At 72.7% G+C, this 14724-nt stretch carries 18 protein-coding genes and 1 pseudogene; 15 read left to right on the forward strand and 4 right to left on the reverse strand.

Going from position 1 to position 14724, the window contains the following annotated elements; all coding sequences use genetic code 11:
* Window positions 1-92 precede the first annotated feature (92 nt).
* Complete coding sequence (locus AB0B50_RS05260; RefSeq protein WP_362325867.1) at window positions 93-518, forward strand: hypothetical protein; 426 nt, start codon at window positions 93-95, stop codon at window positions 516-518.
* 14 nt (window positions 519-532) lie between these two features.
* On the opposite strand, the gene AB0B50_RS05265 is transcribed toward AB0B50_RS05260, so the two are convergent.
* On the reverse strand, window positions 533-1384 hold the full coding sequence (locus AB0B50_RS05265; RefSeq protein WP_362325870.1) for a helix-turn-helix transcriptional regulator: 852 nt from the start codon (window positions 1382-1384) through the stop codon (window positions 533-535).
* Between the two features lie 81 nt (window positions 1385-1465).
* Here AB0B50_RS05265 and AB0B50_RS05270 point away from each other — a divergent pair, with 81 nt between their 5' ends.
* The 8 genes and pseudogenes from AB0B50_RS05270 to AB0B50_RS05305 all read left to right on the forward strand — a co-directional run bounded on the left by AB0B50_RS05270 (window position 1466) and on the right by AB0B50_RS05305 (window position 5624).
* On the forward strand, window positions 1466-1774 hold the full coding sequence (locus AB0B50_RS05270) for a 4a-hydroxytetrahydrobiopterin dehydratase (protein WP_362325873.1): 309 nt from the start codon (window positions 1466-1468) through the stop codon (window positions 1772-1774).
* An 8-nt stretch (window positions 1775-1782) separates the two neighbouring features.
* Window positions 1783-2523 carry a class I SAM-dependent methyltransferase gene (locus tag AB0B50_RS05275; RefSeq protein ID WP_362325876.1) on the forward strand — a complete coding sequence of 247 codons (741 nt, stop codon included), beginning with the start codon at window positions 1783-1785 and terminating at the stop codon, window positions 2521-2523.
* 169 nt (window positions 2524-2692) lie between these two features.
* Window positions 2693-3646, forward strand: a complete 954-nt coding sequence (locus tag AB0B50_RS05280) for a class I SAM-dependent methyltransferase (protein WP_362325879.1) — start codon at window positions 2693-2695, stop codon at window positions 3644-3646.
* Window positions 3647-3773: 127 nt separating this feature from the next.
* On the forward strand, window positions 3774-4148 hold the full coding sequence (locus AB0B50_RS05285) for a CU044_2847 family protein (RefSeq protein ID WP_362325882.1): 375 nt from the start codon (window positions 3774-3776) through the stop codon (window positions 4146-4148).
* Window positions 4149-4153: 5 nt separating this feature from the next.
* Window positions 4154-4456, forward strand: coding sequence for a hypothetical protein (locus tag AB0B50_RS05290; RefSeq protein ID WP_362325885.1), 303 nt, complete (start codon window positions 4154-4156; stop codon window positions 4454-4456).
* A 22-nt stretch (window positions 4457-4478) separates the two neighbouring features.
* A complete protein-coding gene (locus tag AB0B50_RS05295; protein WP_362325888.1) occupies window positions 4479-4772 on the forward strand; it encodes a hypothetical protein in 294 nt (97 codons plus the stop codon).
* 150 nt (window positions 4773-4922) lie between these two features.
* Window positions 4923-5132, forward strand: a pseudogene (locus AB0B50_RS05300) (hypothetical protein); the annotation flags it as partial.
* Window positions 5133-5156: 24 nt separating this feature from the next.
* Window positions 5157-5624 carry a tetratricopeptide repeat protein gene (locus tag AB0B50_RS05305; protein ID WP_362326826.1) on the forward strand — a complete coding sequence of 156 codons (468 nt, stop codon included), beginning with the start codon at window positions 5157-5159 and terminating at the stop codon, window positions 5622-5624.
* Between the two features lie 39 nt (window positions 5625-5663).
* On the opposite strand, the gene AB0B50_RS05310 is transcribed toward AB0B50_RS05305, so the two are convergent.
* On the reverse strand, window positions 5664-6455 hold the full coding sequence (locus tag AB0B50_RS05310) for an aldo/keto reductase (RefSeq protein WP_362326829.1): 792 nt from the start codon (window positions 6453-6455) through the stop codon (window positions 5664-5666).
* A gap of 262 nt (window positions 6456-6717) precedes the next feature.
* Here AB0B50_RS05310 and pqqA point away from each other — a divergent pair, with 262 nt between their 5' ends.
* The 6 genes from pqqA to AB0B50_RS05340 are packed head-to-tail and all read left to right on the forward strand — an operon-like array spanning window position 6718 to window position 11028.
* Window positions 6718-6858, forward strand: a complete 141-nt coding sequence (pqqA, locus tag AB0B50_RS05315) for a pyrroloquinoline quinone precursor peptide PqqA (RefSeq protein ID WP_362325890.1) — start codon at window positions 6718-6720, stop codon at window positions 6856-6858.
* A 10-nt stretch (window positions 6859-6868) separates the two neighbouring features.
* Window positions 6869-7777, forward strand: a complete 909-nt coding sequence (gene pqqB / locus AB0B50_RS05320) for a pyrroloquinoline quinone biosynthesis protein PqqB (protein ID WP_362325893.1) — start codon at window positions 6869-6871, stop codon at window positions 7775-7777.
* Window positions 7774-8502: a pyrroloquinoline-quinone synthase PqqC gene (gene pqqC / locus AB0B50_RS05325; protein WP_362325895.1), complete on the forward strand. Its 729-nt coding sequence runs from the start codon at window positions 7774-7776 to the stop codon at window positions 8500-8502. Before pqqB ends, pqqC begins: the two co-directional genes overlap by 4 nt.
* Window positions 8499-8777: a pyrroloquinoline quinone biosynthesis peptide chaperone PqqD gene (pqqD, locus tag AB0B50_RS05330; RefSeq protein WP_362325897.1), complete on the forward strand. Its 279-nt coding sequence runs from the start codon at window positions 8499-8501 to the stop codon at window positions 8775-8777. Before pqqC ends, pqqD begins: the two co-directional genes overlap by 4 nt.
* Window positions 8774-9880, forward strand: coding sequence for a pyrroloquinoline quinone biosynthesis protein PqqE (pqqE, locus tag AB0B50_RS05335; protein WP_362325899.1), 1107 nt, complete (start codon window positions 8774-8776; stop codon window positions 9878-9880). Before pqqD ends, pqqE begins: the two co-directional genes overlap by 4 nt.
* 59 nt (window positions 9881-9939) lie before the next feature.
* Window positions 9940-11028 carry a PQQ-dependent sugar dehydrogenase gene (locus AB0B50_RS05340; RefSeq protein ID WP_362325902.1) on the forward strand — a complete coding sequence of 363 codons (1089 nt, stop codon included), beginning with the start codon at window positions 9940-9942 and terminating at the stop codon, window positions 11026-11028.
* Here the strand turns inward: AB0B50_RS05340 and AB0B50_RS05345 are convergent.
* Together AB0B50_RS05345 and AB0B50_RS05350 are read right to left on the reverse strand one after the other, a co-directional pair.
* Window positions 11025-11873 carry an ABC transporter ATP-binding protein gene (locus AB0B50_RS05345; RefSeq protein ID WP_362325905.1) on the reverse strand — a complete coding sequence of 283 codons (849 nt, stop codon included), beginning with the start codon at window positions 11871-11873 and terminating at the stop codon, window positions 11025-11027. The two genes, AB0B50_RS05340 and AB0B50_RS05345, sit on opposite strands and share 4 nt — an antisense overlap.
* Entirely contained in the window at window positions 11870-14716 is a 2847-nt protein-coding gene (locus AB0B50_RS05350; protein WP_362325908.1) for an ATP-binding cassette domain-containing protein, read from the reverse strand. Before AB0B50_RS05350 ends, AB0B50_RS05345 begins: the two co-directional genes overlap by 4 nt.
* Window positions 14717-14724: the final 8 nt, after the last annotated feature.

Raw genomic sequence — 14724 nt, forward strand, 5'->3', positions numbered from 1 at the left:
GGCACAGTGGTGGCAACGGATCAGGGCCGGCCCGCAGGGACCGGATCCGCCACCAGTATCCGCTCCATACCGCCGCTTGGAGGCAGCCCGCCATGACCACGTCGACCTACCCCCTCGCCACGCTGGCCCGCACCACCGACCCGACGACGATGCTGCGCCGCTTCCTCGGCCTGGACGCGGTCGTGACCGCCGCCAACGGCGTCGCGTACGCCGCCGCCTCGGGGCCGCTCGGGCGCTTCCTCGGCGTCGACCCCGGGCTGCTGCTCGGCCTCGGTGTCGGGCTCGTCCTGTACGCCGCGGGCGTCGGGCTCCTCGGGGCGCGCAAGAGCCCGCCGACGCTCGCCGTTCAGGCGGTCGTCGAGATCAACGCCGCCTGGGCGGTGCTCAGCGTCGTCGCGCTCGCCGCCTGGTTCTCGCCCACCACGGCCGGGACGGTGTGGATCCCGCTCCAGGCCGTTGCCGTGGGCGGCTTCGCCGTGCTGCAGTACGCGGCGCTGCGGGCGGTGCGGGCGGCCTGATCCCCTCCGGGCCGCTAGGACATGCGTGACTGCAGGAACTTGACCGTCGCCGGGTCGGCCGGGAGCAGTGTCTCGATGGCCAGCTCGGCGACCGTCACGTCCATCGGGGTGTTGAACGTCGAGATGGACGAGATGAAGGACAGGACGTGACCGCCGTGCTCGATCCGCAGGGGCAGCGCGAAGTACGGCACCTCCGTCCCCTCGGCGAAGGCGTCCGTCCCCGGGTCCTCCACCGGATACGCCGCGACCTCGTCGTACACCGCGCGCAGCGCGTCCGAGCGCTGCAGCGCGATCTGCCGCTCCATCTGGTGCAGCAGGTGCCCGCGCCACTCGCGAAGATTGCGGATCCTGGGTGCGAGGCCCTCGGGGTGGAGGGTCAGCCGCATCGCGTTCAGTGGGCCCTGGAGCAGGTGCTCGGGGATGCCTTCCATGATCATCGCGATACCGCGGTTGGCCGCGATCACGTCGTACGCGGCGTCGACGACCAGGGCCGGATAGGGCTCGTAGCCGGCGAGGAGCTGTTCGAGGCCCTCGCGCAGCGTGCCCATCGAGGGGTCGTCCAGCGGGGTCTCGCGGAAGCGGGGCGCGTAACCGGCCGCGAGCAGCAGGGAGTTGCGCTCCCGCACCGGTACGTCGAGGTGGTCGGCGAGGCGCAGCAGGAACTCCTCGCTCGGGCGCGACCTGCCCGTCTCGACGAAGCTGATGTGCCGCGCGGAGGAGTCGGCGCGCAGGGCCAGCTCCAGCTGGCTGACGCGGCGCCGCTCGCGCCAGCCGCGCAGCAGCGGCCCCACTCCGGAGGCGTTCTCCTGGGTGTTCCCCTTGGCCTTGCCTTTGGTGTTCCCCTTGGCGGGCGCGGCGGTTGTCATACGTAGACGGTAATCGAAACAGTTTGTGGCAGGGTGAGCCGGAGATGGACTTGGAGACGGACTTCCTGGAAGGAGCGTGCCATGACCACCCCCGAACCGCTCTCGCTGAAGGAGATCGAGGACCGCCTCGCCGAACTGCCCGGCTGGTCCCTCGACGGCGACCGGATCACCCGCACCTACCGCCTCGGCTCGCACTTCGCGGCGACCGGTCTGGTGGTCCACATCGCCCAGACGCAGGAGGAACTCGGCCACCACTCCGACCTGACGCTCGGCTACAACACCGTGACGCTGGCGGTGAACACGCACAGTGCGGGCGGCGCGCTCACCGACCTCGACTTCGAACTCGCCCGCAGGGTCGAGGAGTTCGCCCGCGCACACGGCGCCGAGTGAGTCCGGCGATGCTGGACTACAGCAAGGAGGCCGACCGCTACGACGCCTCGCGCGGCGGCGAGCCCCGCGCCGCCGCGGCCGCGGCCGCCGTCCTTGGCCTGCTGCCCGCCGACGCCCGCACGCTGCTGGACGTGGCCTGCGGGACCGGCCTGGTCACGCGGCGCCTCGCCGCCCGCGACGGGCTGCGGGTGACCGGGGTCGACGCGGCGTACCGCATGACGCGGATGGCCGCCGACCGGGTACCGGGCGCCGTCGTCCTCGGCGACAGCCGCCGACTGCCCTTCCCCGACGGGGCGTTCGACGCGGTGAGCACCGTCTGGCTGCTGCACCTGCTGTCCGGCGCCGAGGAGGCCAGGGAGGTCGTCGCCGAGTGTGCGCGGGTGCTGCGGCCCGGCGGGGTCTACGTCACCACCGTCGACAAGGCGGCCTCGCACGACGTGGGCAGCGACATCGACGCCGTCCTCGCTCCGCGCCCGGTGCGGCCCGCGGTCGACCGCGCCGCCGACGTCGACGCGTTCGCGGCTGAGCGGGGCCTTGTGCCGGTGGGGCGGGCCGGGTTCCGCGGCCACGGGCAGGGCCGCACCCCGCTCTCCACGGTCGACGACCTGCGCCGCGGCTGGTTCACGCGGATCCCGCCCGACGGGCCGCTGGCCGAGCGCCTCGCGGCCGGCCTCGCGAGGCTGCCGGACCAGGAGGTCGCGCGGCCCGATCCGCAGTTCAGCCTGCGGGCTTATCGGAAGCGGGGCTGAGCGGGCGCCCGGCGGAGCCCGCGGCTGCCAGTTTTTGCGATACCGGCAACATCATTCGTCGAGAACCGGAAGCCGGGAGCACGCTGGTGCTGTCCCCGCACGACCCGCATGAGGGGCGCGAGGGCTACGAGGGCCACGAGGGCAGAGAATCGGAAGGCGGCACAACACGATGGGGCATGATCACGGACACGGACACGGGCACGGGCACGGGCACGGGCAGGGCCACGGGCAGCAGGGCGCGGGCCACGGCCACGGCGTCGGCCACGGGCACGGCCACAGCCACGACGACATGGACTGGTCCGCCATGGGCGAGATGCTGGAGCGCTTCGCCCGCATCGCCGCCCCCATGTACGGCGAGGTGGCCACCTGGCTGACCCGCTGGGTCCCCGAACCCGGCGTCGTCGTCGACGTCGGCAGCGGCCCCGGCGCCGTCTCCCTCGTGCTCGCCGACGCCTTCCCCAAGGCGCGCGTCGTCGCGGCCGACCCCGAGGAGAAGCTCCTGGAGCGCGCCCGCGAGCGCGCGGCGGCCGAGGGCCTCACCGACCGCTTCGGCACGGTGCGCGCCGCCCTCCCCGACGCCATCGACGACGTGCCGCAGGCGGACCTGCTGTGGCTGTGCAGGTCCCTGCACCACGTCGGTGACCAGGCGGGCGCCCTCGCCGCCCTCGCCGACCGCCTGGCGCCCGGCGGCGCCATCGCCCTCCTGGAAGGCGGCCTGACCGCCCGCTACCTCCCCCGTGACATCGGCTTCGGCCGCCCCGCGCTCCTCTCCCGCCTGGAGGCGGCCGACGAGGAGTGGTTCACCGGGATGCGGGAAGGGCTCGACAACTCCAAGGGCGCGACGGAGGACTGGCCGGCGCTCCTGACCGCCGCCGGTCTGCGGTACGAGGCCACCCGCAGCTTCCTCCTCGACCTGCCCGCCCCGCTCTCGGACGACGCCCGCGCCCATGTGGTGGCGGAGTTCACGCGCCGCCGCGAGATGCAGGCGGACCGCCTCTCCCCGGACGACGCCGCCACCTTCGACCGCCTCCTGGACGCGGACGACCCGCAGAGCCTGTACCGCCGCCCGGACTTGTTCGTCCTCTCGGCGCAGACGGTGCACGTGGCGGTGAAGGACGCGTAAGGGGGAAGGGCGCGTAAGGGTGACTGGGCGTCAACCGGCCTGTGCGGCAAGGCCGGTTGGCGTACTTTCGTGAAGTGCCGGGCCGCCGGGCCGCCGGGCCCGGCCGACCGAGCGAGGGAGCCGCCCCGTGAGCGAACTGATGCGGTGGGAGTCCGACGAGGGGCCCGTCGTGGTCGAAGTGGACTCCAGGGACCCGGGGTTCAGATCGGTGTCGCGGCGCAGCGAGGGCAGCGAGGTCCACGACGTCGAGGGGCGCTTCGAGTCGGCACTGGGCAATGTGCGCGGCGCCGCGATGTCCGCGCTGCGCACCTTCCGCGACCGGGCCCTCGACCCCGACGCGATCGAGCTGGAATTCGGCGTCAAGCTCAGCGCGGCCGCGGGCGCGGTCATCGCGAGGACGGCGGCCGAGGGGCATCTGGTCGTCAAGCTGACCTGGTCGCGGGAGACGGCGCCGCAGCCCGCGCAGGACGATGTACCCGGACAGCGCGCCGGGGGACAATGACCGCCATGCACTGGCGTGCCCGCATCGACACCGTCGACGGCGTGCTCAGGGGTGCGGGCGTCCTGGTCGACGGCTCGCGCCTGATCACCTGTGCTCATGTCGTCGAGGGCCTCGCCCAGGTCCTGGTGACACTGCCCGGTATCGCCGACGCGCTGCCCGCCACCGTGGCGTGGACCGGCGACTGGCGGCGCCTCGGCGACCGCGGCGACGTGGCCGTGGTCGAGCTCGCCGACGCGCTGGACGTGCCGCCGTGCGCGTTCGCTCCGCTCGACCTGCTCCGGCCGCGCAGAGGGTGCGCCGGCCCCTGAACTGCGCGCCCTGGGCTTCCCGTTGGGCCACGAGAAGAACGGCAAGCACGTCACGCTGACGACCAGCGCCGACCGGCTCCTCGGTCAGGAGTGGCTGGAGGTCGACGTCGTCCGCGCCCATCTGCAGCGCCTGGACGAGGGATTCAGCGGCGCCGCCGTCTACGACCCCGGGACCGACCTCGTCGTCGGCATCGTCACCGACGCGGTGCTCAGCGGCCACGACGAGGGGTACGCCGGACGGATGCTGCCGCTCGACACCCTGCGCGGCCACTGGGAGGAGCTCGACGACTTCCTGCCGATCGACTGGCTTCCGTAGGCGCCGCGCCGCGCACTGCGGGCCCTGCTCGACGGCGTACGCGTCGAACAGAGCGCCCTGGAGCTGGCCGCCCGCCGCGCCTTCCCCGCCGACCGACGCGCGCTGCCCGCCTTCCGGACCCTTGGCAGGCCGTCCGGTACGTCGCCGAGCATGTGGTCGGCAAGGACCCGCTGTGCCGCCTGCTGCGCGAACTGGAGGCGCTGCCCCTGCCGGACGCCGACGTCGGATGCTGGCTGCGACGGTGGATGCCCGAGCAGTTGCGGGCGCGCCTCGCGCACGCGTATCTGGAGGAGGGGGCGCAGGGAGCGAGCCGTCGAGGAGTACGAGGAGACGCTGGCCGCGTGCCGTGCGGCGCTGGGCAGGGACGCTCCGGACACCCTCGCCGTGTGCTGGGGCCTGGCCCTGGCACAGGCAGCCCGGGGCCGGGCGGCGGTCGACGGTCTTGAATCCGTGGTGAAGGGGTACCGGCGGGCCCTGGGCCCCGCCCGTCGGGGGACGCTGCGCGCGCAGACCGACCTCGCATCGTGCCACGTCGAGGCGGGCGAGACAGGGAGAGCCGTCCTCCTGTACGACGAGGTGCTCACCCGCAGCAGAGGTGTCCTGGGGGAGACGCATGCGGAGACGCTGGCCGTGCGGGAGCTGCTCGCCGGGGCGTGCCGGGCGAACGGGAACACGGCGCGGGGCGTGCCGCTCCTGGAACAGTCCCTGCGGGTGCGGGGCCAGGTGCAGGGGGACGACCACCCCGCGACCCTCGCCGTCGCCGAGGCCCTGGCGGAGGCGTACCGGGAGTACGGTGCCACGGACAAGGCCGCCGCCCTGCAAGAGAGAGTGGCCCGCCTGCGCCGCCCTTGAACAAGGGCGGTACGGACGAGCCACTGACAGGCGCGGGCCTCAGGCCACGTCGAACTCCGCCGGATTCGGACCGATCCTGCGGTCCTCGTTCAGCGCCGAGATCGCCGCCATGTCCTCGACGTCCAGCTCGAAGCCGAAGACGTCGATGTTCTCCTTGATCCGCGACGGCGTCACGGACTTGGGGATCACGACATTGCCCAGCTGGATGTGCCAGCGCAGCACGATCTGCGCGGGCGAGCGGCCGTGCTTCTGCGCGATGGCCACGATCGCCGGGACCTCCAGGAGGCCCTTGCCCTGGCCCAGCGGCGACCACGCCTCGGTGGCGATGCCCTGCTCGGCGTGGACCTCGCGGGACGCGCGCTGCTGGAGGTGCGGGTGCAGCTCGATCTGGTTGACGGCGGGCACGACCGACGTCTCGGAGATCAGCCGCTCCAGGTGCTCGGGCAGGAAGTTCGAGACGCCGATGGACTTGGCGCGGCCGTCGGCCTGGATCTTCTCGAAGGCCTTGTACGTGTCCACGTACAGGTCCTTGGAAGGCAGCGGCCAGTGGATCAGGTACAGGTCCACGTAGTCGAGACCCAGCTTCTCCAGCGAGGTGTCGAAGGCACGCAGCGTCGAGTCGTAGCCCTGGTCGCTGTTCCAGAGCTTCGTCGTGACGAACAGTTCCTCGCGGGGCACGCCCGAGGTGGCGATCGCCTTGCCGGTGCCCTCTTCGTTGCCGTAGACGGCAGCGGTGTCGATGCTGCGGTACCCGGCCTCCAGCGCCGTCGCGACAGCCTTCTCGGCCTCGTCGTCCGGCACCTGCCAGACGCCGAATCCGAGCTGGGGCATCTCGACGCCGTTGTTCAGGATGATCGGGGGGACCTTGCTCACGAGCTCTCGATCCTTAAGTCGTCGGGTGGTACTCCCATGGTCAACGATCAGCGGCGGTGCTGCATTCCTGGCCGCATTCCTGCCAGATCGGTCCGGACCATTGACGGTGTTCCGTCACCCCGGGACCCTGGGGCACATCGGCACATCACTGAACGCAGGACACCCATGTGAACGTGCCTGCTCGCTCCTGAAACCCCACCTCTTCAGGAAAGGCAGCGACATGCACACCACCGACCAGGAAAAGACCGCCCACGAGCCCACGCGCAGGGCCGACGCCGACGCCACCGGCTGGCAGACCCCCGAGTACGCGATCGTCGACACCGCCCTGGAAGTCACCGCCTACCGCCTCGCCGACCGGTAGACCCGCCGCCATGCTGCTGCAGGTGCTCGGCACCGCGGCGGGCGGCGGGCTGCCCCAGTGGAACTGTGCGTGCCCCGTGTGCACCGGGGCACGCGCCCACCCGGAGCGCCGCCGCCGGCACGCCGCACTCGCCGTCCACGCGGGCGAGGACCGCTGGTACCTCGTCAACGCCACCCCCGACATCGGCGACCAGATCGAGTCCACCCCGGCCCTGCGCCCGAGCACGGGACCCGACGCCCGGCGCACCCCGCTCGCCGGGGTCGTCCTCACCGACGCCGAACTCGACCACACCCTCGGCCTCGCCCGGCTGCGCGAGGCCCGTGACGGTGTCGAGCTCCTCGCGACCGCGCCCGTGCGCGACGCCGTGCGCGAAGGGCTGCGCCTCGACGCCCTCCTGGAGCCCTACACACGTGTGCGGTGGCGGGAAATGATCCCCGGACAGGGGCTGCCGCTGAGCGGCGGCTCGGGGATCCGCGCCGCCGCCGTACCGATCTCGGCCAAGCGCCCGCGGTACGCCGCGGGGACCGGACCCGAGGTGGACACCTGGTCCGTCGGGCTGCGCCTGACCGAGTCCGCCACCGGCCGCACCGTGCTCTACGCCCCGTCCCTCGCCGTCTGGAGCGCGGCGTTCGACGCGGCCGCCCACGACGCCGACTGCGTCATCGTCGACGGCACCTTCTGGGACGACGACGAACCGGTGCGCGCCGGGTTCTCCGCCCGCACCGCCACCGCCATGGGACACCGCCCGATCGCGGGGCCCACCGGCACGGCGCACCGCCTGACACGGCTGCCGGGCCGCGTCCTCTACACCCACCTCAACAACACCAACCCCCTGGGCGACCCCCACGCCGAGGAGTACAAGCTCCTCGCCGAGTGGGGCATCGAAGTCGCCGCGGAAGGGATGGTGATCGAGCTGTGACGACCACCGCCGCGAGGCTCCCCGCCTCCGACGACCCCTGGACCCCGGACGAGCTCACGGACCGGCTGCGCGCCGTCTCCGCCGAGCGCTACCACGACCGGCACCCCTTCAACGTACGCATGCACGAGGGCACCCTCACCCGCGACGAGGTACGCCGCTGGATCGCCAACCGGTTCCACTACCAGCGGCACATCCCCGTCAAGGACGCCCTGATCCTCGCCAAGTTCGACGACCCCGCGCTGCGCCGCGGCTGGCTGCGCAGGATCCGCGACCACGACGGGGAGCGGGACGGCGAGGGCGGCATCGAGCGCTGGCTGCGGCTCGGCGGGGCGGCCGGGCTCGAAAGAGGGCAACTCCTCGACGCCTCCAGGGTGTTGCCCGGGGTGCGGCTCGCCGTCGACGGATACGTCAACTTCTGCCGGCTCAGACCCGCGCTCGACGCCGTCGCCGCATCCCTCACCGAACTCTCCGCGCCCGACCTGATGCGGACCAGGATCGCCGCCTTCGAACGGCACTACCCGTGGATCGACGCGGACGGACTCGCCTACTTCCGCGGCCGCGTCGGACAGGGCGCCCGCGACGGACAGGAGGCGCTCGGCCTCGTCCTGAAGTGGGCCCGCACCCGCGAGGAGCAGGAACGGGCCGTCGCCGCCCTCGCGTTCAAGTGCGACGTGCTGTGGTCGCTCCTCGACGCCGTGGACCGCGGACCCGGAGGCGCGCCATGACCACCCACGATGTCGTACGAGGCCTCTGGCGCCCCGAGCTGGCCCGCTCGGTCGTGCTCCGCCACGACCGGGTGCGCGGCGTCGATCTCCTGGTCCTGCCCGAGCGCGTCGTCGTCCTGCGGGGCGCCGCGGGGAGCATCGTCGCCCTGTGCGACGGCGAGCGCGACGTCGACGGCATCGTCGCGGAGCTGGCGCGCCGCCACCCCGACGCGCCCGTCGCCGCCGAAGTGCCGCCCTTCCTGCGGCAGTTGCGCTCCGAGGGATGGCTCAGATGACCGATCCCGATCCGCCCTGGGCGCTGCTCGCCGAACTCACCCACGGCTGCCCCCTGCGCTGCGCGTACTGCTCCAACCCCCTCGAACTGACCGCTCGCTCAGTGGAGTTGACGGCGGCCGAGTGGAGTGACGTGCTGCGTCAGGCCGCGGACCTCGGTGTGGTGCAGACCCATCTGTCCGGCGGGGAACCCCTGTTGCGTCGCGACCTCGCCGAGATCGTCGCCGCGGCCGACACCGCCGGAATCCACACACAGCTCGTCACCAGCGGCGTCGGCCTGCACGCGGAGCGCCTCGCCCGGCTCGTCGACGCGGGGCTGCGCAGCGTCCAGCTCTCCGTGCAGCACATCGACCCCGAAGCGGCCGGGCGTATCGCGGGAGCACGGGCGTTCGCCGCGAAGGAGCGTGCGGCGCGGATCGTCACGGAGGCCGGACTGTCGCTCGGTCTCAACGCCGTCCTGCACCGCGACAACCTCGACGCGCTCGACGGCCTCGTGGAACTGGGCCTCGCCTGGCGCGCCGACCGCGTCGAGCTGGCCAACACGCAGTTCTACGGCTGGGCCCTGCGCAACCGTGCGGCCCTGCTCCCGGACCCGGCCCAGGTCGCGCGGGCCCGCGAGCGCGTCGAGCGGTGGCGCGAGCGGCTCGCGGGGCGCATGGAACTGGTGTGGGTGGCGCCCGACTACGTGGACGGCGTCGCGAAACCCTGCATGGGCGGCTGGGGCGCCCTCTCCCTGACCGTCGCCCCCGACGGCACCGTACTGCCCTGCCCGGCCGCGGCCGACCTCCTCGGCCCGGCGGCGCCCACCGTCAGGGAGCACCAACTGGCCTGGATATGGCGGGAGTCCGAAGCCTTCGCCCGCTTTCGCGGCGAGGCCTGGATGAGCGAGACCTGCCGCGGCTGCGAGCTGCGCACCGTCGACTTCGGGGGTTGCCGCTGCCAGGCGTACGCCCTGACCGGCGACGCCGCCCGTACGGACCCGGCCTGCCACCGCTCGCCCGACCACGGCCTGGTCCGCGCGCTGGTGGAGGAGGCGAGGACGCCTGCCGGGACGGTGCCGCGATACGTGTACCGCGCGTATACGGCGGAAGCCGTGCCTCAGTAACACTCCACCACCCCGTAACACCCCAACCCCCCACCCTGGTTGAGATGAGGACCCCCCCCATGAACGGTGTCACGAAGAGAGCTGTCCTGTTCGCGGCGGCGGCCGCGCTGGTGGCAGGTTCCGCCCCGGCCGCGGTCGCCGGAGCCGCACCCGCCACCGCCGCCGGTGAACCCGGCGACGTCACCACCGTCTCCACCGGCTGGACCATCCCCTGGGGCACCGCCTGGCTGCCCGACGGATCGGCCGCCCTGGTCACCGAGCGCGACGACTTCCGGGTGTGGCGCGTCTCGAAGGACGGCAAGGAGAAGAAGCAGCTCGGCACCGTCCCCGAGTCCCGGACCACGGGCGGCGAGGGCGGGCTCATGGGCATCGCCGTCGACCCGGACTGGGACACCAACCACTACGTGTACGTGATGCACACCTCGACCGAGGGCAACCGCATCGCCCGCATGACGTACGACGGCACGACCCTGTCCGGCTACGAACCGCTGCTCAAGGGGATCAAGAAGAACAAGTACCACAACGGCGGACGCCTGGCCTTCGGCCCCGACGGCCACCTCTACGCCACCACGGGCGACGCCCAGGAGCCGGCCCTCGCCCAGGACGAGAACTCCCTCAACGGCAAGATCCTGCGCCTGACGAAGGACGGCGCGCCCGCCCCCGGCAACCCCTTCGGCAACTACGCCTACAGCATCGGCCACCGCAACCCGCAGGGCATCGCGTTCGACGCCCGAGGAAGGCTCTGGGAAGCGGAGTTGGGCCAGAACACCACGGACGAACTGAACCTCGTCAAGCCCGGCAGGAACTACGGCTGGCCCACCTGCGAAGGCACCTGCTCCGTCGCCGGAATGACCAACCCCAAGAAGACCTGGGGCGTCGCCGAGGCCTCGCCGAGCGGCGTCGCGATCGTCGACGGCGCCGTCTACATGGCGGCGCTGCGGGGCCAACGCCTGTGGCGCATACCGATCAACGCCGGCAACGAGGACGTCGGCGCCGCGAAGTCCTACTACGTCGGCGCGTACGGGCGTCTGCGCGCCGTCACCACCGTGCCCGGCACGAACGCGCTCTGGCTGTCCACCACCAACGCCGACAACATGGGCGGACAGCCCGACGGCGCCGACAAGATCTTCCGCGTGACGATCGGCTAGGCGGCCGTGCCGTCGGTGCCGTCGGCGCCCGCGGTCCCGAGGTAGGCGTCCCGCACCCTCGGGTCCGCGCGCACCTCGGCCGCCGTGCCCTGCGCGAGGACCCGGCCCAGGTCGAGGACGACGACGCGGGCGCAGAGCTCCATCACGAAGGCGACGTTGTGCTCGACGAGCAGCACGGCGCAGCCCTCCTCGTCCGCGAGATGCCGTATGACAGCCGACAGTTGACGTCTCTCGTCAGCCGTCATCCCGGACGCGGGCTCGTCCAGGAGCAGCACTCTTGGCGGGTCAGCGACCGCGCGTGCCAGCTCCACCGTGCGGGCCTGTCCCGTCGGCAGCGCGCCCGCGTAGTGCCCGGCGAGCGCGTCGAGGCCGCACTCGCGCAGCACGGCCGCGGCACGCGCGCGCCGCCTCTTCTCGTGCGTACGCCGGGTCGGGGCCGCAAGGAGATCGGCGACGAAACCGCCGCCACCGCCCCGCCACTCCTGGGCGACGACGAGATTGTCGGTGACGGTCAACTGCCCGAAGAGCTGCTGCCGTTGGAAGGTGCGGCGCAACCCGCGGCGGGCGCGCCACACGGGGGAATGGCGCGTCACGTCGCTCCCGTCGAGCAGAACGCGTCCCCTGTCGGGTCTGCGGATGCCGGACAGGACGTCGAACAGGGTGGTCTTTCCGGCCCCGTTGGGCCCGATGAGCCCGCAGACCTCGCCGGGGCGGACGGTCAGGCCGACGCCGTCGAGGGCGTGGATCCCGCCGAAGCGGACGCCGACGCCGTCGGCCTCCAGGACGTACTCCCGCCTGTCCCGCGTCTCTCGTTTCTGCCGTGTGGACGCCTCCCGCTCCCTCATGGCTGTGTCACGTCCTTCGTCGTCCGCTGTCCGCCGTCGGCCGCCATGCCGAGATAGGCCTCCGTGAGGCGGTCCGCGCGCACCTCGGAGCGGGGGCCGCACCAGGAGACGTGGCCCTGCGCGAGGTACGCCACGGTGTCGGCCACGCCGAGGATCTCCGCGGCCTTCTCCTCGACGAGCAGCAACCCCGCGCCCGCGTCACGGAGTTCGACCAGGAGGCGGAACACGTCGTCGACCACGCGGGGCGCGAGGCCGAGCGACGGCTCGTCCGCGATCAGCACCTTCGGGGGGTGTTGCAGCAGCGGGGCGAGCGCGAGCAGTTGCTGCTCGCCGCCGGACAAGGAGCCCGCGGGGACCTTGCGGCGCGCGGCGAGGCCGGTGAACCGTTCGTACACGGCGTCGCGTTCGTCCCGTTCCTCGAGGTGCAGGGCGAGGTTCTCGTCGATGGTGAGGGAGGGGAAGATGCCGCGGCCCTCGGGGGCGAGGAGGACGCCGGAGCGGGAGCGGTGGGCAGCGCCGTGGCGGGTGACGTCGCGTCCGCCGATGTACACGTGGCCCTGCGTCGATGCGAGCAGGCCCGCCGCGGCGAGGCAAGTGGTCGACTTTCCGGCCCCGTTGGGGCCGAGCAGCGCGACGATCTCGCCGGAGTGGACGGTGAGGTCCACGCCGTGGAGGACGGGGGTGCCGTCGTATCCGGCGTGCAGGCGGTGGAGTGCGAGGGCGGGTTCTCCTTCCCCGACCCCGCCCCTTCCCGAACTGGGGCTCCGCCCCAGGCCCCGCTCCTCAATCGCCGGAGGGGCTGGAAGATCCAGCCCGTCCGGCGTTTGAGGACGAGCGCGGAGCGCGATAAACCGAGCCACGCGCGGCGGAGCCGCAATTTTCGGGAAGGGGCGGGCCAGGGGAAGAGATCCCGCTCGGGCCCCGGCCCCCACCCCCCGCACCCTCCTCCGATGCATCCGCACCGACACCGCCGCGCAATACCCGTCCGGATCATTCGCCAGCGCCAACCCCGCGAGCCCGAACAGAATCACCGGAAGATGCACGGACTCCGTCACGTAATCCGTCACCAGATGCGGCACGATCGCGAAGACGAGCCCCGCCACCACCGCGAACTGCGGCCTCCGCACCCCCGCCGCGACCACTACCGCCAACCAGATCAATCCCGTCATCGCGGTGAAGTCGGTAGCGGTGATACGGGTGTTGAAGGACGCGTACATCACACCCCCGAACCCCGCGAGCCCCGCCGACAAGGTGAAGATGAGCAGCTTCGTCCGCACCACGGACACCCCGGACGCCATCGCCGCCGCAGGCGCCGACCGCACCGCCAGCATCGCCCGCCCCGAGGCCGAGTTCCGCAGCGCGCCGAGCGCCGCGACCGCCGCCGTGACGAGGACGACCATCGCGACCCCCATGGCCCGGTCGTCCGAGAGGTCGACGGGGCCGAAGACGGGCCGGGGGATCTCCCAGCCGGTGTCGCCGTTGCGCAACCACCCCATCTGGAACAGGACTTGATCGGCGAGGAAGGCGAGCGCCAGGGTCGCGAGGGCCAGCGAGCGCCCGCCGAGCCGCAGCGCGGGCAGCGCCACGAGCGCGCCGAGCGCCGCCGCCGCGCACGTGCCCACCAGCGCCGCCGCGGCGAACGGCCAGCCGTGGCTCATCAGGAGACCGGCCACCAGCGCCGCGCCCGTCACGAACGTGGCCTGGGCGAGGGACACCATCGCGCCGAGCCCCGTCACCACCGTGAAGGAGATGAACACCAGGGAGATCGCCAGGCCTTGGGCGAGGATCCCGCTCCAGAAAGGGGTCGTCACCGTGTAGAAACCAACGGCCAGCAGCACCGCCGCCAGTGCCCACGGCCCCCATCTGCGCGCCCACGACCGCCCGGCGAGATAGTCGATCGGCGGTGCGTCCACCGCCGCCGTGCCCGCCGTCCGCTGCCGCCGTGTCAGCAGGAGCAGCCCGGCGAACAGGATCAGGAAGGGCACGGCCGTGCGGAAGCCGGTGATGCGCTCCGCGAAATCGGCGTAACCCGCCACGAGGTTCTGCAGCACCCCGAGCCCGAGGCCGCCGGCGAAGGCGAGCGGGATGGAGAGGAAGCGGCCGAGGACGGCGGCCGTGGCGGAGACGAACAGGAACAGGGTGAAGTCGTGCGAGGACAGGCCGAGCAGTGGCGTCGCGAGCACGCCCGCCAGGCCCGCGAGGCCCGACGACAGCATCCACGCCACCGACGAGAGCCGGTCCGCGCTCATGCCGCGCAGCTCCACCAGCGAGCGGTTGTCGACGGCGGCCCGCAGCCTGAGGCCGAGCGGGGTGTGCCGCATCAGGATCCACAGGCCGACCGCCACCACCGCCGTGGCCACCCAGGTGATCAGCTGGTCGGAGTCGATGCCGACGCCGTCCGCCAACTGCCAGGACGTGGCGGGGCTCGGGCCGACGCCCGGCAGACCGAACTGGTTCTCCGCCGGTTCGACCGGGGCCCCCGCGTCCTCAAGGAGCTCCACCACCCACAGGCCCAGCGCGGGCAGCGCCACGAGCAGACCGATCGTCGCCACGATCTGCGCGGTCTCGCCGACCCGCGCCAGCTTGCGGAACATCAGGCGGTCCAGGCCCCGGCCGAGCGCCGGGGCGACCACGACGACGAGCAGCAGCGCCGTCGGCACGGCGGGCCAGCCGAAGCCGGAGTGCAGTTCGTAGAAGGCGAGCGCGCAGAGGTACGCGGTCGCGCCGTGCGCGAAGTTGAAGAGGCCGGAGGCCGAGTAGGACAGGACGAGGCCCGTCGCGAGGAGGGCGTACAGGGCGCCCGAGACGAGACCGCTCAGCACGAATCCAAGGAGGTCCGACATGGCGGCCC

Source organism: Streptomyces sp. NPDC041068 (assembly GCF_040647455.1).
Lineage (GTDB): Bacteria > Actinomycetota > Actinomycetes > Streptomycetales > Streptomycetaceae > Streptomyces.